General features: G+C 57.9%; 19 protein-coding genes. 7 read left to right on the top strand and 12 right to left on the bottom strand.

Annotation, left to right across the window (positions count from 1 at the left end):
- Nucleotides 1-17 precede the first annotated feature (17 nt).
- The 5 genes from ACQY7X_RS02755 (at nt 18) to ACQY7X_RS02735 (ending at nt 5,817) form a co-directional block, all read left to right on the top strand.
- Nucleotides 18-1,112, top strand: a complete 1,095-nt coding sequence (locus tag ACQY7X_RS02755) for an NAD/NADP octopine/nopaline dehydrogenase family protein (RefSeq protein WP_428248318.1) — start codon at nt 18-20, stop codon at nt 1,110-1,112.
- Nucleotides 1,113-1,141: 29 nt separating this feature from the next.
- Nucleotides 1,142-2,239 (top strand): NAD/NADP octopine/nopaline dehydrogenase family protein, encoded by a 1,098-nt coding sequence (locus ACQY7X_RS02750; RefSeq protein ID WP_428248317.1) that lies wholly within the window; start codon nt 1,142-1,144, stop codon nt 2,237-2,239.
- Between the two features lie 71 nt (nt 2,240-2,310).
- Nucleotides 2,311-3,411: an ABC transporter substrate-binding protein gene (locus ACQY7X_RS02745; protein ID WP_428248316.1), complete on the top strand. Its 1,101-nt coding sequence runs from the start codon at nt 2,311-2,313 to the stop codon at nt 3,409-3,411.
- Nucleotides 3,412-3,438: 27 nt separating this feature from the next.
- Nucleotides 3,439-4,245, top strand: coding sequence for an ABC transporter ATP-binding protein (locus ACQY7X_RS02740; RefSeq protein ID WP_428248315.1), 807 nt, complete (start codon nt 3,439-3,441; stop codon nt 4,243-4,245).
- 534 nt (nt 4,246-4,779) lie between these two features.
- Nucleotides 4,780-5,817, top strand: coding sequence for a TRAP transporter substrate-binding protein (locus tag ACQY7X_RS02735; protein ID WP_428248314.1), 1,038 nt, complete (start codon nt 4,780-4,782; stop codon nt 5,815-5,817).
- A 92-nt stretch (nt 5,818-5,909) separates the two neighbouring features.
- Here the strand turns inward: ACQY7X_RS02735 and ACQY7X_RS02730 are convergent, their stop codons facing one another.
- The 12 genes from ACQY7X_RS02730 to ACQY7X_RS02675 form a co-directional block, all read right to left on the bottom strand.
- The gene (locus tag ACQY7X_RS02730; protein ID WP_428248313.1) at nt 5,910-7,421 is read right to left on the bottom strand and encodes a class I adenylate-forming enzyme family protein; all 1,512 of its coding nucleotides are present in this window, start codon (nt 7,419-7,421) and stop codon (nt 5,910-5,912) included.
- Nucleotides 7,418-8,602 carry an acyl-CoA dehydrogenase family protein gene (locus ACQY7X_RS02725; protein ID WP_428248312.1) on the bottom strand — a complete coding sequence of 395 codons (1,185 nt, stop codon included), beginning with the start codon at nt 8,600-8,602 and terminating at the stop codon, nt 7,418-7,420. Before ACQY7X_RS02725 ends, ACQY7X_RS02730 begins: the two co-directional genes overlap by 4 nt.
- A complete protein-coding gene (locus tag ACQY7X_RS02720; protein ID WP_428248311.1) occupies nt 8,599-9,105 on the bottom strand; it encodes a MaoC family dehydratase in 507 nt (168 codons plus the stop codon). The genes ACQY7X_RS02725 and ACQY7X_RS02720 overlap by 4 nt, the downstream gene beginning before the upstream one ends.
- A 3-nt stretch (nt 9,106-9,108) precedes the next feature.
- Nucleotides 9,109-9,909, bottom strand: coding sequence for a crotonase/enoyl-CoA hydratase family protein (locus ACQY7X_RS02715; RefSeq protein WP_428248310.1), 801 nt, complete (start codon nt 9,907-9,909; stop codon nt 9,109-9,111).
- Nucleotides 9,910-9,932: 23 nt separating this feature from the next.
- Nucleotides 9,933-10,349: a MaoC/PaaZ C-terminal domain-containing protein gene (locus tag ACQY7X_RS02710; protein ID WP_428248309.1), complete on the bottom strand. Its 417-nt coding sequence runs from the start codon at nt 10,347-10,349 to the stop codon at nt 9,933-9,935.
- Entirely contained in the window at nt 10,346-10,807 is a 462-nt protein-coding gene (locus ACQY7X_RS02705) for a MaoC family dehydratase N-terminal domain-containing protein (protein ID WP_428248308.1), read from the bottom strand. The genes ACQY7X_RS02710 and ACQY7X_RS02705 overlap by 4 nt, the downstream gene beginning before the upstream one ends.
- 47 nt (nt 10,808-10,854) lie before the next feature.
- Nucleotides 10,855-11,994, bottom strand: coding sequence for a thiolase C-terminal domain-containing protein (locus ACQY7X_RS02700; RefSeq protein ID WP_428248307.1), 1,140 nt, complete (start codon nt 11,992-11,994; stop codon nt 10,855-10,857).
- Nucleotides 11,995-12,405: a Zn-ribbon domain-containing OB-fold protein gene (locus ACQY7X_RS02695; protein ID WP_428248306.1), complete on the bottom strand. Its 411-nt coding sequence runs from the start codon at nt 12,403-12,405 to the stop codon at nt 11,995-11,997.
- Nucleotides 12,406-12,579: 174 nt separating this feature from the next.
- A complete protein-coding gene (locus ACQY7X_RS02690; protein WP_428248305.1) occupies nt 12,580-13,380 on the bottom strand; it encodes an SDR family oxidoreductase in 801 nt (266 codons plus the stop codon).
- A 79-nt stretch (nt 13,381-13,459) separates the two neighbouring features.
- A complete protein-coding gene (locus ACQY7X_RS02685) occupies nt 13,460-14,461 on the bottom strand; it encodes an AraC family transcriptional regulator (RefSeq protein WP_428248304.1) in 1,002 nt (333 codons plus the stop codon).
- A gap of 23 nt (nt 14,462-14,484) precedes the next feature.
- Entirely contained in the window at nt 14,485-15,108 is a 624-nt protein-coding gene (locus tag ACQY7X_RS02680; protein ID WP_428248303.1) for a TetR/AcrR family transcriptional regulator, read from the bottom strand.
- A gap of 2 nt (nt 15,109-15,110) precedes the next feature.
- Nucleotides 15,111-16,364, bottom strand: a complete 1,254-nt coding sequence (locus tag ACQY7X_RS02675) for an acyl-CoA dehydrogenase family protein (protein WP_428248302.1) — start codon at nt 16,362-16,364, stop codon at nt 15,111-15,113.
- A gap of 137 nt (nt 16,365-16,501) precedes the next feature.
- On the opposite strand from ACQY7X_RS02675, the gene ACQY7X_RS02670 reads away from it, so the two are divergent.
- Both ACQY7X_RS02670 and ACQY7X_RS02665 read left to right on the top strand, forming a co-directional pair.
- Nucleotides 16,502-17,554, top strand: coding sequence for a CaiB/BaiF CoA transferase family protein (locus ACQY7X_RS02670; protein WP_428248301.1), 1,053 nt, complete (start codon nt 16,502-16,504; stop codon nt 17,552-17,554).
- Nucleotides 17,555-17,713: 159 nt separating this feature from the next.
- Nucleotides 17,714-18,220, top strand: coding sequence for a TRAP transporter small permease subunit (locus ACQY7X_RS02665; protein ID WP_428248300.1), 507 nt, complete (start codon nt 17,714-17,716; stop codon nt 18,218-18,220).
- Nucleotides 18,221-18,225: the final 5 nt, after the last annotated feature.

The raw sequence follows: 18,225 nt of genomic DNA, 5'->3' as shown, positions 1-18,225 counted from the left end.
GTTCTGGAGGAGTGGGCGTGAGCAACGGCAAGGAAATCTGGACGATCATCGGCGCCGGCATGGGCGGCAAGGGGCTGGTGGCTCAGTTGGGAATTGATGGTTGCCGGCTGCGCATCCAGGACATAGACGATACCCAGGTGGCGGGCATGCGCGCAGCGGGCGGCCTGCATATTGAAGGCCGCGACATTGCCTTTGCACCCGTGGAGATGGCGACCACTGACCTCGCCGCAGCTGTCAAAGGCGCGGGCGTGCTGATCATCAGCACCTATGGCAACGACCACCCCACTCTGGCGCGGCAGCTTGCGCCGCTGCTCGAAGATGGCCAATTGATCGTGCTCTGCCAGGGCCATTTCTGCGGCCCACTGGTATTCCGTTCGGCACTGGATGCCGCCGGCTGCACGGCCAAGATCGATATCGCCGAGATGGATGCCTATCCCTATATGTTGCATGTGAAGGCGCCTGATCGCGTTATCATGACCACCATCAAGGAAAAGTGGCATCTTTCCGCTTTGCCCGCGTCACGTACTGAGGTTTGCCTGGCCCGCATTGTCCACGCATTCCCAGGCTTGCAGGCAGCCGGCAATATGCTGGAGACGGCCCTGGTCGATCTTGGCGGTATCCTGCATGTCGGCGGCATGATCACCAATGTCGGCATGGTCGAGGGCGATCAGAACTACAATTTCTACGCCAATAACATGGTGCCCAGTGTGTGCAACCTGCTGCTGGCCATGGACCGTGAGCGGCTGGCGGTGGCGCAGGCCTTCGGCATCAAGACGGTGGACATTCCTACCTGGCTGGCAGTCACCTATTCCTTCCGTGACATGACATTGCATGAAGCGCTGCAGAAAATGGCGGTGACGCATTATCGCTATGCACCTGCGCCGAAATCACTGACCCACCGTTATCTGCTGCAGGATGTCGGCTGTGGTTTGGTGCCGCTGGCGGCGTTGGCGCGTGTAGCCGGTCTGGCCACGCCGGTGATCGACTCGGTAATTCAAATCGCCAATGCCCTAACCGGGCGAAACTTCCACGAAGAAGGGCGCAATCTCGCCGCCCTCGGCCTATCCGGCAAGAGCATTGCGCAGATCAACGCCACAATTACCGGCAATTGACTTAAAGCCCAGAGCAGGACGACGCAACCATGGCTTCGATCACAAAACAAGACATTATCACCATCATTGGCGCCGGTATGGGCGGCAAGGGCCTGGCGGCGCAGCTCGGCATCAACGGTTTTCGCCTGCGCATCCATGATATCGACGATACCCAAGTGGCGGGTATGCGTGCCGCTGGCGGCCTGCATATCGAAGGCCGCGACATCCCCTTCGCGCCGGTGGAGATGGCAACGACTGATCTGGCGGCGGCGGTAAAGGGCGCTGCGGTGCTGATCGTCAGCACCTATGGCACGGATCATCCGGTGGTGGCGCGTAACCTGGTGCCGCTGCTTGAGGATGGCCAGACCATCGTGCTCTGCCAGGGTCATTTTGGCGGCGCATTGCTGTTCCGCGCGGCACTTGATCGGCTGGGTTGCAAGGCGAAGGTCGATATTGCGGAGATGGATTCCTACCCCTACATGCTGCATGTGAAGGCGCCAGACCGTGTCATCATGACCACGATCAAGACGCGCTGGAATCTGGTGGCGATGCCGGCGGCGCGTTCGGCGGCGGTGCTTGAGCGAGTTGGCATTGCCTTCCCGAATATGGTGACGGCGCCGAATCTGCTGCATACCGGTTTTGTCGATCTCGGTGCCATTTTCCATGTTGCCGGTATGGTCACCAATGTCAGCCGCGTCGAAAATGACGAGAGCTATAATTTCTACACCGCCAATATGGTGCCGACGGTATGCGACCTGATCGCCAAGCTGGATGCCGAGCGCGTGGCGGTAGCAGCAGCCTATGGCGCCAAGATCATGAATGTGCGCGACTGGCTGGAGCTGACCTACCAGTTGCATAATCCAACCTTGCAGGAAGACATGCAGGAGATGGGCCGTACCCACTTCCGCTATGCGCCGGCGCCGAAATCGCTGCAGCATCGCTATCTGGTGCAGGACGTGGCCTGCGGCCTGGTGCCCATCGCCTGCCTCGGCCCACTCGCGGGGGTGCCGACACCGGCCGCCGATACCGTGATCCGTTTCGCAGGCCTGCTGACCAACCGTGATTTCTATGCCGAGGGCCGCAATCTGCATGTGCTGGGCCTGGAGGGCAAGACGGTGGCGCAGATCGTGCAGACGGTCACCGGCTGACCGCAGAAAAGATAATAACAGGAGCAACCAGGCGCCATGTCGAGCGCCGCGAACAGATGAGGAGCATCCCTATGGCGTTCAAGTTTACGGCCCTGAAACGTATTGCCGCCGGCGCGCTTGGCGCGGCCATCCTGCTAGCTGCCCCGGTCCTGCCCGCGATCGCCCAACAGAAGGTGAAGCTCGGAACGCCGGCCCGCATCACTTACAGCTACTCGCCGTTCCTGATGGCCATCGAGATGGGCTACATGAAGGAAGAGGGGATCGAGCTTGAGATCATCGAATTCCTCGGCACCTCGCTGCTGGTGCCACAGGTAGCCAACAAGTCGGTCGATATCGGTTTCCCCAGTGCGGATATCGTTATCATCAACCGCCAGCCCGGCAAGGACTACATGCCGGTGCGCTTCTTCTACAATTCGGCACGCAGCAATATCTGGGAATTCGCGGTGCTGGAGAACAGCCCGATCAAGACCATTGCCGACCTCAAGGGCAAGAAGGTCGGTATCGGTGCGCTGGCTAACGGCAATGTGCCGATCACCCGCGGCATGTACAAGGAAATGGGCATGACCGCCGGCAAGGACTATGATTTTGTCCCCACTGGCGTTGGTGCCCCGGCGATCCGCGCGCTTACCAACAAGGATGTGGACGCGTTCAATGGCTTTGACGCTATCATCGCGCAGTTTGAAACCGCCGGCCTGAAGATCCGCCGCCTGGAGCAGCCGCAGAAGTATCGTGGCCTGCTCTCCAATGGCTTCATGGTGCATGAGGATATGCTGAAATCGAATCCGAAGCTGCTGGCCGGTTTCGGTCGTGCCATCAGCAAGGGTGTGGTCGCCTGCGAAGCGAATATCGATTTCTGCGTCCGCAATACCTGGAAATATTACCCCAATACCCGTGGCGATGGCGGTAGCGAAGCCGAACAGCTCGCCTCGGGCCGGCATATCCTGCAGTCGCGCATGCTGCGCAACTTCGATTTTGCCGATATCGGTGGCGCGCGCCGCTTCGGCGAATATGCCCCGCAGGTCTGGAAGGACTATATCGACGTGCTGTTCGATGGCGGCGAGCTGACCACCAAGCAGGTCGATATCAGCAGCCTGTACACCAATGAATTCGTGCCGGAATTCAACAAGTTCGACACGGCCCAGGTGCAGGCGCAAGCCAAGGCAAGGCAGTGATCCATGGTTAGTGCGGCGGGGGCGGGTATGGTAAGCGGTAATGCGGCGGCGGCAGACCGGCCGGTGCTGCTGGATATAGACCGTATGACCGTGACCTACGCGTCCTCGCGTGGGCCGGTCACGGCGGTGAGCAGTCTGTCGGCCAAGATCCATGATGGTGAATTCGTCTCGGTTCTAGGCCCGTCCGGTTGCGGCAAATCCACACTGCTGGGCGTGGTGTCTGGGCTGCTCAAGCCCAGCGCCGGCCAAGCCCTGTTGGGTGGCATCCCGGTCAAGGGCCCGCGCCCCGATGTCGGCGTGGTATTCCAGCGCCCGACATTGCTGCCGTGGCTCACCGTGATGGAAAATGTCATGGTACCGGTCCGCACGCTCAAGCTACCGCAGAAGGAATATGCCGCGCGTGCCGAAGCACTGATCGAGATGGTGGGACTGCACCGTTTCCGCAATCACTATCCGAATGAGTTGTCAGGTGGCATGCAGCAGCGCGTCGGCATTGCCCGCGCCTTGGTGCATGATCCCAAGCTGCTGCTGATGGATGAGCCATTCGCAGCGCTGGATGCGATGACGCGTGAAAAAATGTCGCTGGAACTCCAGCGTATCTGGACGGATGCGAAGAAGACGGTGCTGTTCATCACCCACAGCATACCGGAAGCGGTGTTCCTCTCGGACCGTATCCTGGTGATGTCATCTTCGCCAGGACGGGTAGTGGAGGATATCGCCTGCGACATTCCACGGCCACGCAATCTTGATACGCTGGAAGAGCCGAGCTTCGCAGCTGCCTGTAACCGTCTGCGGCGTCTGTTCGATGCCATTGAGGTCGGCGCCCAGCATTGAAGCGACGGTCCGCTGCTCAATCAGATACTATGTGATTGGTAATACCTGACGGACGCCAAGTGGCATTGGCTGGCTTTGCTGTGCCGTGCGGCTCGAAGCCATGCGGGCGGATGGTCCGAATGCCGGCAAATCCTGTAAGTGTGATGCTGCGTGGCTCGTCCTTCAAAAGGTAAGACTTACTGCATATTGCCCCATTCAGGGGGGCTTGGAGTGCTGCCTTGGCCTCAACATGAGCAAAGGGAAGGAACGCTCTAACGCGTCGCTTTCTCTGTGGGGATGACGTGGTCAGGCCACAAAGCAAACCAAGACGCCTCATCACGATTTAAGGTTGCTATCTGCGCGCGAATGCATCTCTGTTCAATATTGATCTTGACCGCCTTGCAAAATGTCCGAAGCGGTTATGTGCAAAACAGCAAAAATCCCGAAAATCTTGAGCGATGCAGGTTGTCATTGCTGCCATCGATTGATTCAAAGAGATGGTCCGCAGGGCTTGAGAGCCGACATCGACAACAAAGAGCCTTTGGGAGGGACAAAATGTTGAAATTTACCGGCTATGTAGCCGCAGCGATCGTTTCGGCTCTGTGCTTGGCGTCGCCCGTTCGGGCAGATGAAGCCTATCCACGCCTGAACTTTACCTATGCCCACATGGTTGCCGCCAACAATGCCCTGGCAAAGTTCGATGTACGTTGGATGGAGATTGTCGAGCAGCGCAGCGGCGGCAGGATCAAGTTCAAGGTATTCTGGTCTGGCGCCATGGGTGGTCCGACAGAGATTCCGGACCTCGTTGGTGCGGGTTCGGTCGATTTCGGCTCCACCGCATTAGGCTATCTGCCGAGCCAATTCCCGCTTTCCGGCGTAGTCGGCAACATGCAGCGTACGTTTGCCACGCCAACAGATGCGCGCAAGGCCTCAATGGAAATCTTTTCGTTGCCGCCAGTACAGGCCGAATTGACCAAGGCCAATATCGTCATCCTCAACACTACCACGGCGAATCCCTATAACTTGACCTGCACCAAGCCGATCAAGACCATGGAAGACCTGAAGGGCAAGCGGATCCGTGCCAATGGCAAGTATCCGCCGATTTTCTTCAATACCTTCGGTGCCAGCCCGCAGACCATCGCCTTCGCTGAAATGTATGAAGGCCTGGAAAAGGGCCTGATCGACTGCGCCTGGATGTCGCATGATTTCGCCATTTCCTCGAAGCTGAATGAAGTGGCGAAATTCGCCATCGACCTCAACCTTGGAGCCGTGCCGGCAACCCAGTTGCTGGTCAATCGCAAGAAGTTTGATGGTTTGCCGAAGAAGGTGCAGGAACTGCTGGTGTCAGCGGCCGAGCAGAGCAGTGTCGACGAGGCGAAGTATCTTGCTGAGGTGATGACCAACACCATCAAGATGGACATGCCGGCGAAGGGCATGACCTATGTTCATTTCGAGGACGAAAAGAAGTTCGTCGCCGCCGAACCGAACATGCCCAAGATCTGGGAAAAGGATATTGCCGCACAGGGACAGCCGGAGGCCGCCAAGGCAATTGCCGATATCCTGCAGAAATACCGGGCCAAACTGGTCAACTAAGCCTGATCCCCAGGCAACGGAAAGGGAGGCATCCATACGGATGCCTCCCTTTTTCATTTCGGCCGATGCGTTTTGTGTTGTTCTTGAGCCAGCTAGGCTTGTTGCGCGTCGATGATGCCTTGCAGGTTTTCTTGTAGCGGTTTGCGCCGGATCTTCTGCGTCTCGGTGCGTGGAATTTCCGCGACGAACTGCAGGTAACGTGGCAGCATGTATTTCGGCACCCGCGTTGCCAGAAAGCTGCGCAACTCCTCGATGGGGAAGGGGTTATCTGCTACGACGCAGACTTTGATTTCCTCTTCCAAGATGGGATCTGGCACGGCTACCGCGGCTACATCTCGCACCTTGCCGAACGTCAGGATCAGTTCTTCCAGGGCAGTAGGTGAGATATTCTCACCGCCTTTACGGATGATTTCCTTGCTGCGGCCAAGGAAATAAAGGAAGCCCTCCTCATCGAAGCGCCCGAGATCGCCGCTGTGGAACCAGAAATTCCGCGACGCTTCCTGGGAGGCTGTTGGATTGTTCCAGTATTCGAGCAGGATGCGGAAGGGTTCGCGGGGCCGCATCACGATCTCACCAGGCTTGCCTCGCGGCACCGGGTTGTCCTGTCCATCGACCAGTATCAGTTCAATATCATCGCGCACCTTGCCGCAGGAGCCGAAGCGGTAATGCGCGATGGAGTTCGAGCTCGCCCAGCCGGCAGTTTCCGACATGCCATAGAGTTCGAACGGCGTAACGCCGAACTGGTCTTGCATTTTATGCCAAACCTCCGGCGAGCAGCCACCCCCGACGCAACGCGTGACATGGTGGTTCTTGTCGCCATCGGGAAGTTTAGCCGCGATCATTGCCAGTACCGAGCCGACATAGGTGAACATGGTGGCACCGAACTGCCGCGCCTCGTCGAATACCCGGCTGGCCGAGAAGCGTTTGCGGATGATGATGGTGCAGCCGGTTTCCAGCGCGGTCATCACGGCGTAGATCTGTGGATTGGCGTGAAACAGCGGCAGCATCACCATGATCCGGTCGTCTGCCGTGATATTCAGGGCTTCGGCCAGCCGCCGGCCGCTTTCCAGATAGGCTTTATGGCAATTCAGCACCCCCTTCGGGGACCCCGTGGTGCCGGAGGTGTAGACAATGGTGATCGGCTCGCTGCCCAGGCCGTCATAAACCGCATCCTCAGGCTCGCCTTGCGTCATGGCGGCAATTTCGGCTTCATCGGCGAAGCGCAGTTTGACAAGTGGCTGGTCTATCCGGTCGATCTCTGCTCCAAGGGTTCGATGCAGTGATTCCTCAATCAACAGGAAGCTGGATTGGGACTGCATCAAGGCATAGCGCAGACCGTCGCCGACCAGGCCTATATTAACGGTAACCGCTATGGCGCCGATATTCGCAGCGGCGAACCAGGCGATCAGATAGGCGGTGCGGTTGCTGCAGATCAAGGCGACCCGATCTCCCTTACGCAAACCCTGGCGGCGCAGATAACTGGAGAGGCGGAAGGATTGGCTGGCCAGTTCGGCCCAGCTCCAGGTGCCTTCATCGGTAACGATGGCGGGATGGCTGCCATCCTGGCGGGCGCGCTCGGCGAGTTTGACGGCAAGGGTGCTCATGGTGCCGCCCCCTGTCCTGCCGTGGCAAGCTGCGCCAGGCTTTTGGCGATGGTGTTCTTGAGGATTTCGGCGGAACCCCCGGCCACCTCATAGGCCTTGGCGTCGCGCAGGTAGCGGCCGAAAGGCGCATTCTCCATGATGCCATAGGCGCCGCAGATCTGCGCGCACAGGCTGGCTACCTGGGTCGCCACGCTGGCCGCCTTGTATTTGGCCTCGCTGCCCCAGCGCGGAATCTGATGGCCATCGCTCAATGCCTGGGCGGCACGATAGACCAGCAGCCGTGCTGCATCTATCTCGGTCAGCATGTCCGAGAAATACCATTGGATTCCCTGGAAATCGATCACCTGTTGTTTGAACGCCCGACGTTTGCGGGCGAAATCCAAGGCTCCCTCATAGGCGGCGCGCGCGATACCGAGCGATACGGCGCCGGCTAGTGTGCGCGAATAGTTCAACACACTGACCGCCTGGCGCACCCCCTTGCCCTCGATGCCGATCATATGATCAGCGGGCACCCGCACATTGTCGAACACGATGTTCATGTGTGGGCCATTGCGCAGACCGAAGGTCGCCGAATTGTTGCCTTCATAGCGCGAGACACCCGGCGTATCGCCAGGCACCGCGAAGACGGTTACCCCGACCGGGGTTTCGGCCAGAATGATGTAGAATTCCGCTGCGGTACCAGACGTAATGAAATGCTTCTCACCCTGGATGATCCAGTCGTCGCCATCGCGCCGCGCCTTGGTATCAAGCTGGGTGATGTCGCTGCCGTGGTTCGATTCGGTAAGAGCATAAGCGCTGATCAGGCCGCGGGAGAACTGCGGCAGGAAAAGCTGCTTCAGGCTGTCCTGCCCGAACAGGCGGATCATGGTCTGTGCCTGGTAGATCGTGATCAGGCAGATTCCAGTGGCTGCACTGGCGAATGATATTTCCTCCAGCGCACAGGCGGCAAAAGGATAGGAACGTCCACCGCCACCATGGGCCGTTTCCAGCGTCAGGGTGTTGTAGCCCAGCTCTGCCAGTGCTTTGACGATCTCCACCGGATAGATGTCGTCACGGTCGATCCGATCGGCTTGCGGGGCGATATGCGTGGAAACGAAGCGCCTGAGTTCCTGCACAAAGGCGTCATCGACATAGCTGGTCCAGAGGGTATTGCCACCTGCCGCCTGGTTGAGGTCTATCATCCTGAATTTTCTCCCTTGGCCGCCTTTTGCTGGGGCATGCGGCTTTTCACCATTCTTTTGGCTGTATATTCCAGCACCGTGTCGCCCCGTTGGTTGATGACGGCATTGTGGGTGGTGACGATGCCGCGCCCAGGTTTCGATGTTGGGCGTGTTTCGCTGACGGTAACGACGACATGGATGGTGTCGCCGGCGAGGCAGGGTGTTTTCACTGTGATTTCGCCGCCAAGATAGGCAATGCCAGTATGTTGCAGGGCAGCCTGCATCTGCAGGCCCTCGGCAAAAGCATAGACCATGATGCCGGGCGCCGGCCGGGCCTTGAACGATGAAGACTGGGCAACATAGTCCAGGTCGGTGAACAGCACTTCCACCATACCGGTGGCATTCACGAAATTGGTTATATCGGCATCGGTTATGGTGCGGCCGATGGTTCTGAAGCGGCGGCCAAGGAGCCAATCTTCGAGAAAAAGTCCGAGGCCGATATAATCGGGTTCTGTGCCAGTCATAGCTCAGTCGCCGTTATAGGTTGCACTGCGCCGCTCCAGCATGGCACTTACCGCCTCGGCGTGATCTCTGGTCTGGTGTGACGCACCCTGATAAATCGCCGCCAGCTCCAGGCTGCTTTCCAGTGTGGTATTCAGGCCTTCGCGCATCAGGCGTTTGGTCAGACGCAACTGGCGCGGTGGATGGCGTGCGATACGCGCAGCTATAGCCTGTGCGGTTTCGATCAGTTTATTTTCAGGCACCACGGAGGAAACCAGCCCCCATTTCAAGGCCGTGGCAGCATCGATTGGATCCGCTGTGAAGGTCATTTCCGCAGCCCGCGACAGGCCGATCTGCCGTGGCAGCAGCCAGGAACCACCATCACCCGGAATCAGTCCAAGCTGAACGAAGTTCTCCGCGAAACGGGCAGTAGGTCCGGCGATTCGGATATCGGCCATCAAGGCCAGATCACAGCCGGCACCATAGGCGGCGCCATTAACGGCGGCGATTATTGGCAATTCACACTGCCAGACCGTGCGGGCCAGTTTCTGCACGCTGCGGCGATACTGGTTCATGACGGCAAACGTGTCGCCGCCGAAGATGGACTGTTTGTCGCGGATATGCTTGACGTTGCCGCCGGAGCAGAAGAACTTGCCCGCACCGGTTAGAATGATGCAGCGCACGGAGTCGTCGCTGCCCAGGCGGTCGAACTGCTCGATGATGCTGGCGCAGAAGCTGGTATCGGATAGGGCATTGGCCGTATCCGGCATGTTCAGGGTGAGCGTGACGATATGCTGGTCCTGTTCGACCAATAATGTTTCCGCCATCGCGGTCCTCCCATAATGCAGTCCTACAGTATGACGTCCGCTTCCCCTGTGATGACCGGGTGGCCATGCTGCGTGGCACCGTTGATGATAATGCCGGCACAACGCAGGCCATCGTGCTCATCAAGCGATGCGACATGGCCGGTGAAGCTGAGCGCGTCGCCAACCGCCACCGTGGCCAGGAACCTAGCTTTCAGCCGCTGGATATTGCGTTGTGGCCGCCAGCGAGTGAGCAGTCTGGCCATACTGGCCATAACCAGCATGCCATGGGCGATCACATCCTCATGCCCCATGGCCTGGGCGATGGCTGGTTCGATATGGATAGCGGTATGGTCGTGGGAGGCGCCGGCGAACAGAGCCAAGGTCTTGCGTGAAATCGGTGGTAGGCTCAGGTCCGGCAACCGGTAGCCGACCTGTATCATGCTGGGAACGTGCTGGTTCATGCTGCAGGTTCCGCCTTGATGATCAGGCTGGCCTGCATGCGCGCCGCCAACTGCTCCAGTTGATTGACCAGACGAGTTTCGGTAAGAATGAAAAGCAAGCTGCCGGATTTCTTCTCGAAAATATCGACGATCTTCTCGGTGATCGTGAGCTTATCGCCAGCGCAGACCGGCTCGTGAAACTCGAAACTCTGTTCTCCATGAAGAGAGCGACCGAGTTCGTCATCACTCATGCCGAGCGCGGTGACATACGGCATTTCATCGGCCGATCCACGCAGGCAACTGAAGCAGAAAGTCGGCGGTGCCAGGATTGAACGGTAGCCGGCGGCCTTTGCTGCCGCCTCATCAAAATAGATTGGATCGGTTTCGCCAATCACCTTGGAGAAGAAGCGCAATTGCCCCTTTTCGACTTCGTAATAGAGCGGCGGCAAGGTGTAGCCGGCTTTGCTTCTATCCACCATGGCGGCTCTCGCGGACAATCATGGTTGCTGCGTCGACTGTAGTGTGGTCATGGCACATTAGTAAGAATGGCGGTGCCGGCGGCAAAGAACATGCCGCCCACGCCCTGCACCATGGAAATCTCGACGCCATCCACCTGGGCCGCAGCAGTGCCACGCAATTGCCGGATACCTTCCTGCAAAGCGAACATGCCATAGCGACCGGGATGGGTGTAGCACATGCCACCGCCATTGGTATTAAGTGGAAGCGAGCCGCCGGGCGCGGTATGACCTTCCTTGATGAAATCACCGGCTTCGCCACGACCGACAAACCCGATGGCCTCAAGGCCATAGATCGGCAGATGCGCAAATGCGTCGTAGATCATCAGGTGATCCACGTCGGCCTTGCCGATACTGGCCTCCTGGAATGCCTTGTGGCTGGAAACCGAGAAGACGTCAGCGCGGGTGAAATCAGCCATCTGACTGATGTTGTTCATGCTGACAGTCTCGCCACCGCCCATGTAGTAGATCGGCTTTTGCCGCAGGTCCTTGGCCCGGTCGGCGCTGGTCAGAATGATAGCCCCCCCTGCATCGGTGACCAGGCAGCACATTAGCTTGGTGATCGGGTCGGCGATCATTGTCGAGGACAGAACATCGTCCACTGTCACCGGGTCGCGGAGATAGGCGCGCGGATTCATTGCCGCCCATTCACGCTGGCGTACATGCGCCCAGGCAAGATGCTCGGCAGTGAGGCCGGTTTCATACATGAAGCGCCGCACTGGCAGCGTGAACATGGTCGGCGGCATTGTGGCGCCGTAGGGCAGTTCGAACTGGCGATGGTTGTCGGTGTACTTCATATCCAGGCCGGTGGTGCCAAGCCGCGACCGGCCGCTCTCGCCATGGGTGATCAGAATTGTGGTGGCGTGGCCGGCCTGGATCGCAGCAACGGCATGCCGCAGATGCAGCATATAAGCGCATCCGCCGACGTCAGTGCCATCCACCCAGGTGGGGGTGATGCCAAGTGCCGCAGCGATGGTCCAGGGTACTTCTTCGGCAGAGGCGATGCCGTCAATGTCCTTGGGCGTCAGGCCGGCATCTTCCATGGCACGCAGCGCCGCATTGCAATGCAGCTGCACCTGACTCATGTCATCGACGATCCCGATACGGTCGCTCTCGGCGGCGCCAACAATGGCTACACTATGGCGCGGCATTCAGGCAGTCTCCACAGGCTTGAACATCACCAAGTTGATCTCGTCGCTTACTGATTCGAACACAGCTTCGACCGGCATTTCCATTTTGATCGATACCGAATCCTGCGGACAGCCGACAATGTTGGTCAGCATGCGCGGACCTTCATCAAGTTGCACCACTGCGATGGAATAGGGCGGAGTGAATCCCGGGGAGCGAAAATTCGAGATGATGAAGGTGTGAATCCGGCCTTTGCCGGCAGATTTGACGACCTTGATCTTGTCAGCGCCACATGATGGGCAGAAGGGTCGGGGAGGAAAATAGGTGTGCTCGCAGGCCTTACATTGCTGTAGCAGCAACTCTCCCTTTTTTGCCCCCTCCCAGAAATGAGCTGTTTCCGGTGTTGGCACCGGAATTTGGCGCGCTTTGTTCAATACCCTCTCCTCTTGATGCCGCTTCACGCCTCTTGGGGCGCTGTTGCAAAGGCAAAGGTATTTTGAGGTCAAAGAGTGCAGGCAAGAATAACGGATACCGACATTCTTATGTTCATTAAAACGCCCATGGAGCGGCCTGCAAATCACGCTCCATGGGTAGTTGAGGAAGGGAGTTCAAACCACCATGCCGCCATTCACTTCAAGAATGGAACCGGTGAGGTAGTCGTTGGTGAAAATATGGGCCACAGCCATGGCGATATTCTCGATCTGGCCAATGCGTCGTACTGGAATCTGTGCTGCCAGAGCCTTCAAGCCTTCAACCGGCATGGAGCGAAGCAGATCGGTATCTACGGCGCCGGGGGCAATCACCATCGAGCGGATGCCATAACGGCCATATTCCTTGGCCCAGACCCGGCTCATTGCCACCAGTCCGGCCTTGGCGGCGGAATAGTTGGTCTGCCCGTAGTTACCGCGGAAGGAACCAGAGGAGATGTTGACGATGGCGCGGTCGGCGCCATCGCCCGCTAGCATATGCGCGACCGCTTCGCGAGCGCATAGAAACGCCCCCTTAAGGCATACATCCATCACCTTGTCAAAATCCGCCAGGCTGAGTTTCGATACCACCTTGCCATCGCGGACCTTGACCATCAGGCCATCCCGGATAATGCCAGCGTTGTTCACCAGGCCATGAATGGCACCAAAATCTTTCGCGATTTCGGAGAAGCAATTTTCAACGGCTGGCTCGCTGGTAATATCGCAAACATAGCCTTTGGCCTGGATGCCGATTCGTGAAACGGTTTCTTCGATCGTCGCTGAGTTAACGTCGATGATGGCGATTCGGGCGCCATGCTGGGCCAAATGATAAGCAATGCCCTGCCCAATGCCACGACCGCCGCCGGTAATCACCACTACCTTGTCTTGCAATCCCATTTTTTCGTCCTGCCTGATACCAACACGAGCTGTTTCGTCGCCCATTCGGACCTAGAATAGGAAGTGCGCGGGATATGGACATGACCAGAACTGCCAAACTGCTGTGCTGATCTGGCAGACTCTTTCAGCGGTGGCGGTAGGATTCCGGTGTTGCACCAGTCCATCCCTTGAAAGCACGACTGAAAGCGCTGGGGGTGGAAAAGCCGAGGCGTTCTGAAATCTCGGCGATGGTGTATTTGTTGTTGGTGAGGTGAAATACCGCAGTATCTAGCCGTAGGCTGTCCTTGATTTTCTGAAAAGTATTGCCCTCCTGACGCAGGTGGCGGCGCAGGGTTTGTTCGGTCATTGCCATTTCGCTGGCGATGATCTTGGAATTCTGCGCATCGTCCTCGGTCTTGCGGCTGAGTGCCACATAGACACGGTTAGTCAGGCTGTCAGTACCGATCAGTTTGTTCAGCAGGTCCAGCGGCGCCCGTCGGTTATAGGCTTCGACATCCGACGCGGTTTTGAGAACGGGCAGATTGAGATACTGCGCAGCGAAAGAAAGCATGTTCGGGCCGGATTGGGCGAAGCGATGTTCACAGGGAAACAGGTAGATATATTCGTTTAGATTCTGGGTGGGCGTGTAGGTGAAGTTGCAGTGCTGCAGTGTAATGGCGCGGCCGGCCAGCCAGGAGGAGAGACGGAAGCCGATGCACATGAAGGTCTCTACCACAAAATGTGCGGTGTCCAGCTCCGGGCGGCGCAGCTCTACCATGAACCGTGCTTCCTTGCCTATGGTCTTGAGTGTCAGGCTGACATCGTCGGTCACTGCGCCATAGAAACGGCATATTTTCTGCAAAGCTTCGCCTATCGTGGCGGCATTTGCGGCATATTCGCAGGCGATGGCAAAGGTGCCGAAGCGCAGGCGGCGCGGCAGGTAGCCAAAGGCTTCATCGTCTATATGTGGCGCGATCTTCTGATAGAGCCGGACATGGCTTTCTATCGGCACACGGGCTTTGGCTTCCTGTAGTACAGATGGCGCTATATTGGATTCCTGTAGGAATTGCTGGCATTTCTCCAGATCGTGCTGCAGGCCGTGCAGGATCGTCTTTGGATAATGAATACTCAAGGTGAGTGTTTTCATATTTTTGCGGACCGCCGACCGAATTACTTCACCTGGGATAGGGCTTTTATAATCTTGGCAAAGGCATTGCTGATCCAAGTCGGATCCTCGCCCTTGCTCACCAGCTGCTCATAGAGTCCGAGGCGGGCCGATGTCAGCAGTACCGCCACCACGCGCAGTTCGCGATCAGTGAAGCCCTTGTAGTTGCCAGATTCCTTCTGGTGGCGTAGGGATTTCGTGTAGCGCTGCAGCACATTCGTCATGTGGTCATGATAGGCCGCCGGTGCGTAGACTTCGGCTTCCTTGAAAATACGCATGATCGGTGATCCGGAGGATACATACTCGAAATATGCCTTGATTGCCCGCACTTCGCCTTCAACCACGGACTTGGCATCGTGGAATTCGTGCCCAAGGGTGGTGATCAGGTGCGATCCAACTGCTGGCAGCAGTTGCCGGAAAAGATCGTCCCGGCTTTCGAAATACTGGTAGAACAGGCCGAGTGAAAGCCCCGCTCGCCTCGTTACTTCGGCAATGGTTGCGGCTTCATAGCCGCTTTCACCGACGATGGCGGCGGCGGCATTGATCAGGGCCTCGCGATTCTCTTTCGCGCGCTCCGCTCTGGAGCGGCGGCGCCTGGCTGGCTTGGTAACGGGTGCGGCCTCGGTCACGTTTACAGCCCGTATTCAGTGACGATCTGTGGCATTGAACGGGCGACAATCTGACGCATGATCTCATTGGTGCCACCGACGATGCGCTGCGATCGGGCATCTGCGTAGGCGCGGGCAATCGGGAAATCCCAGATGAAGCCGTAGCCACCATAGAGCTGCAGGCAGCCATCCAGCACGCGGCCTTCCAATTCGGTTACCCAAGCCTTCGCCATTGCGGCGGAGACCGGGTCGAGTACGCCATCAGCAGATTTCTGAATACAGTCATCCACAAAAAGGCGGCCGGCCTTGGCATCCATCATGTAGTCGGCGAGCTTGAACTGTGTGTTCTGATAGGACGCGACGGGTTTGCCGAAGACTTCGCGTTCACTGGTATAGGTGAAGGCATCGGTAATCGCCCGCTCGATCACCGCCATGGCCTGTATGGCGATCTGGGTCCTTTCCCATGCCAGTTCGGTCATCAGGTATTTGAAGCCTTGGCCTTCTTCGCCGAGCATATTCTCTTTCGGCACCCGCATATCCTCGAAATACAGCTCGGCGGTATCCTGTGCCTTCATCCCCAGCTTGTTCAGCAGGCGGCCGCGATTGAAGCCCGGTGTGTTGGATTCAATGAGGAACAGGGAAATGCCCTTGGCGCCGGCCTGCGGGTCTGTCTTCGCCACTACCAATACCAGATCAGCCATCCAGCCATTGGAGATGAATGTCTTTGACCCGTTGATGATGTAATCATCCCCATCGCGCACCGCTCGGGTGCGGATACCCGCCAAGTTGGAGCCGCCGCCGGGTTCGCTCATGGCAATGGCCATGATCTTGCTGCCTGCAATAAGCTGTGGCAGCCAGGTGCGTTTCTGATCCTCGCTGCCATAGCTGGCGATGTAAGGCGAGGCCATATCGGAATGCAGCCAGAAGCCTGGCCCGGTCTGGCCGGCATAGGCTGCCTCTTCGAGGAATACCGCAGGGAATTTCCGGTCGACTTCCGCGCCGCCATATTGCGCCGGAGCCGTCATGCACAGGAAGCCCATCTGGCCTGCCTTATGCCAGAGTTCACGATCAACATGGCCTTGCTGCTCGAATTTCTCGCGATAGGGCGTCACATGCTCGGCGAAGAAGCGCCTGGCGGATTCGCGAAAAACCTTGTGTTCCTCATTGAAGATAGGGCGTTGCATCACTGCTTGCGTCTCCGTTTCTGCTCCCTTGGTTGTGTTCCGGGCTACACCCGCAGCCGGGGTGGAGTCAACAAAAAATGAAAAATGGTTCAATTTTTATTTTCGTGTTGACAAGGATGGGCTGCGTTCAATACTCCAGAAATAAGAACAACGAATTCTAGGGAGTGATCGTGTCGGGACCTTTGACGGGAATCAGAGGCATTGAGCTTGCCGGCATCGGCCCGGCGCCGATGGCCGCAATGCTTCTGGCCGATCTGGGCGCGGAGATTCTGCGCATCGAAGCGCCCTTCAAGCGCGAGCCGAGCGTTACCATCGATCGCCGGGCGGATATCATGCTGCGCGGCCGCCGCACCCTGATGCTGGATCTGAAGCAGCCGGCAGACCGCGACTATCTGCTCGACCTCTGCGGCAAAGCCGATTTCCTCATCGAAGGCTTCCGGCCTGGAGTCATGGAGCGGCTCGGACTGGGGCCGGAGGACACCTGGCGCCGCAATCCGAAGCTGGTATTCGGCAGGATGACCGGCTGGGGGCAGAGCGGGCCGCTGGCGCAGCGGGCAGGTCATGACATCAACTACATCGCACTCGCCGGCGCCTTGCATCCTATCGGGCCGGCTGAAGATGTGCCGCCGCCACCACTCAACCTGGTGGGTGATAACGGTGGCGGTGCCATGTTTCTGGCCTTTGGCGTGCTCGCCGCCTATATCGAGGCGCAGCGCTCTGGCCAGGGGCAGGTGGTGGATGCCGCCATTGTCGACGGCACGGCGGCATTGATGGCGCCGTTCTTCAGCATGCTGGCCGCCGGTACCTGGAAGCTGGAGCGGCAGAGCAACATGATCGACGGTGCTGCCCCCTGGTATCGCGCCTACCGCACGGCAGATGGCCAGTTCATCGCTATCGGCGCCATAGAAACCAAGTTCTACGGCACCCTGATCAGCCGCATGGGTTTGACGGAGAGCGATCTGCCCGACCAGTTCGACCGTACCCGCTGGCCGGAACTGGAACGGATTTTCGCTGCCGTTTTTGCCAGCCGCACGCGTGATGAATGGGTGGCGATCCTTGAGTCAGAAGATGCTTGCTTCGCGCCGATTCTGAATATCGCCGAGATGAGCCGTCATCCGCATGTGCGGGCCCGCAGCACTGTGGTTGAGCATCAAGGCGTGCTGCAGCCGGCACCGGCGCCGCGGTTTAGCCGCACACCTGGGGAATTACAGCAGCTTTCCCATGAAGCGGCGTGGGATTGCGACGATCTGTTGCGGCGTTGGGGAGTTCCGCCGCGCTGCTGAAGAAAGACCAGGTGGCCGCAGTTGGCATGGTTCTGTGCGGCAGGTTGATTGTTTCCGGTATTTGTCTCCGGTCTGCACGCACATATGCTGCCGGGAAAATCATCGAGCCGATATGTGATTATCATTCGACTGGTGGGAAATGTCCCGGGGAGGGAATTGATGCGATACATGACGGGGTTCAGATACTGGACCGATAGAGCAAACGCCATCGTTTATCAGCTTTGTGGTATCTGCATGCTGATCATCATGGTGATTGGTGCCATAGATATCGTATTGGGAAATACTATTGGTTACCGGCCGCCGGCGACCATAGACATTTCACAATCACTCTTCACCGTGAGCGTATTTCTCGCCTTGCCGGTTGTTATCGCGCGAAATGATCATATTCGTGTTGATCTCTTTCTGGGCTTGGGAGATGGAGCATTTCGCGGCTTCTCCGACAAAATATCTGCAATAATAAGTATCCCGGTTTATGCGGTTCTTGCTTATGCAATGTGGCGGCTTTTCATGCAAAGCTGGGGGATGAACGAGAAGTCTGTATCTTTGTTCGCTTTTCCAATCTATCCGATCAAATTTGCTGCTTTCATTGGATTGACTTTGGCCGCGTTGACAAGTGTCAGCCGCCTTTGCCTTTTGCTGGAAACACCTCAAGAAAAGAAAGCCTGAGGTAC

The sequence above is a fragment of the Ferrovibrio sp. genome (genome assembly GCF_965278975.1).
Taxonomy (GTDB): domain Bacteria; phylum Pseudomonadota; class Alphaproteobacteria; order Ferrovibrionales; family Ferrovibrionaceae; genus Ferrovibrio.
This window is presented reverse-complemented; position numbering and strand designations above follow the sequence as displayed.

Excerpts from the sequence above, each read along its gene's own strand:
- ACQY7X_RS02750 (WP_428248317.1), top strand. The coding sequence starts at position 1,142 with ATGGCTTCGATCACAAAACAAGACATTATCACCATCATTGGCGCCGGT.
- ACQY7X_RS02745 (WP_428248316.1), top strand. The coding sequence starts at position 2,311 with ATGGCGTTCAAGTTTACGGCCCTGAAACGTATTGCCGCCGGCGCGCTT.
- ACQY7X_RS02740 (WP_428248315.1), top strand. The coding sequence starts at position 3,439 with ATGGTAAGCGGTAATGCGGCGGCGGCAGACCGGCCGGTGCTGCTGGAT.
- ACQY7X_RS02735 (WP_428248314.1), top strand. The coding sequence starts at position 4,780 with ATGTTGAAATTTACCGGCTATGTAGCCGCAGCGATCGTTTCGGCTCTG.
- ACQY7X_RS02730 (WP_428248313.1), bottom strand. The coding sequence starts at position 7,421 with ATGAGCACCCTTGCCGTCAAACTCGCCGAGCGCGCCCGCCAGGATGGC.
- ACQY7X_RS02725 (WP_428248312.1), bottom strand. The coding sequence starts at position 8,602 with ATGATAGACCTCAACCAGGCGGCAGGTGGCAATACCCTCTGGACCAGC.
- ACQY7X_RS02720 (WP_428248311.1), bottom strand. The coding sequence starts at position 9,105 with ATGACTGGCACAGAACCCGATTATATCGGCCTCGGACTTTTTCTCGAA.
- ACQY7X_RS02715 (WP_428248310.1), bottom strand. The coding sequence starts at position 9,909 with ATGGCGGAAACATTATTGGTCGAACAGGACCAGCATATCGTCACGCTC.
- ACQY7X_RS02710 (WP_428248309.1), bottom strand. The coding sequence starts at position 10,349 with ATGAACCAGCACGTTCCCAGCATGATACAGGTCGGCTACCGGTTGCCG.
- ACQY7X_RS02705 (WP_428248308.1), bottom strand. The coding sequence starts at position 10,807 with ATGGTGGATAGAAGCAAAGCCGGCTACACCTTGCCGCCGCTCTATTAC.
- ACQY7X_RS02700 (WP_428248307.1), bottom strand. The coding sequence starts at position 11,994 with ATGCCGCGCCATAGTGTAGCCATTGTTGGCGCCGCCGAGAGCGACCGT.
- ACQY7X_RS02690 (WP_428248305.1), bottom strand. The coding sequence starts at position 13,380 with ATGGGCGACGAAACAGCTCGTGTTGGTATCAGGCAGGACGAAAAAATG.
- ACQY7X_RS02685 (WP_428248304.1), bottom strand. The coding sequence starts at position 14,461 with ATGAAAACACTCACCTTGAGTATTCATTATCCAAAGACGATCCTGCAC.
- ACQY7X_RS02670 (WP_428248301.1), top strand. The coding sequence starts at position 16,502 with ATGGCCGCAATGCTTCTGGCCGATCTGGGCGCGGAGATTCTGCGCATC.
- ACQY7X_RS02665 (WP_428248300.1), top strand. The coding sequence starts at position 17,714 with ATGCGATACATGACGGGGTTCAGATACTGGACCGATAGAGCAAACGCC.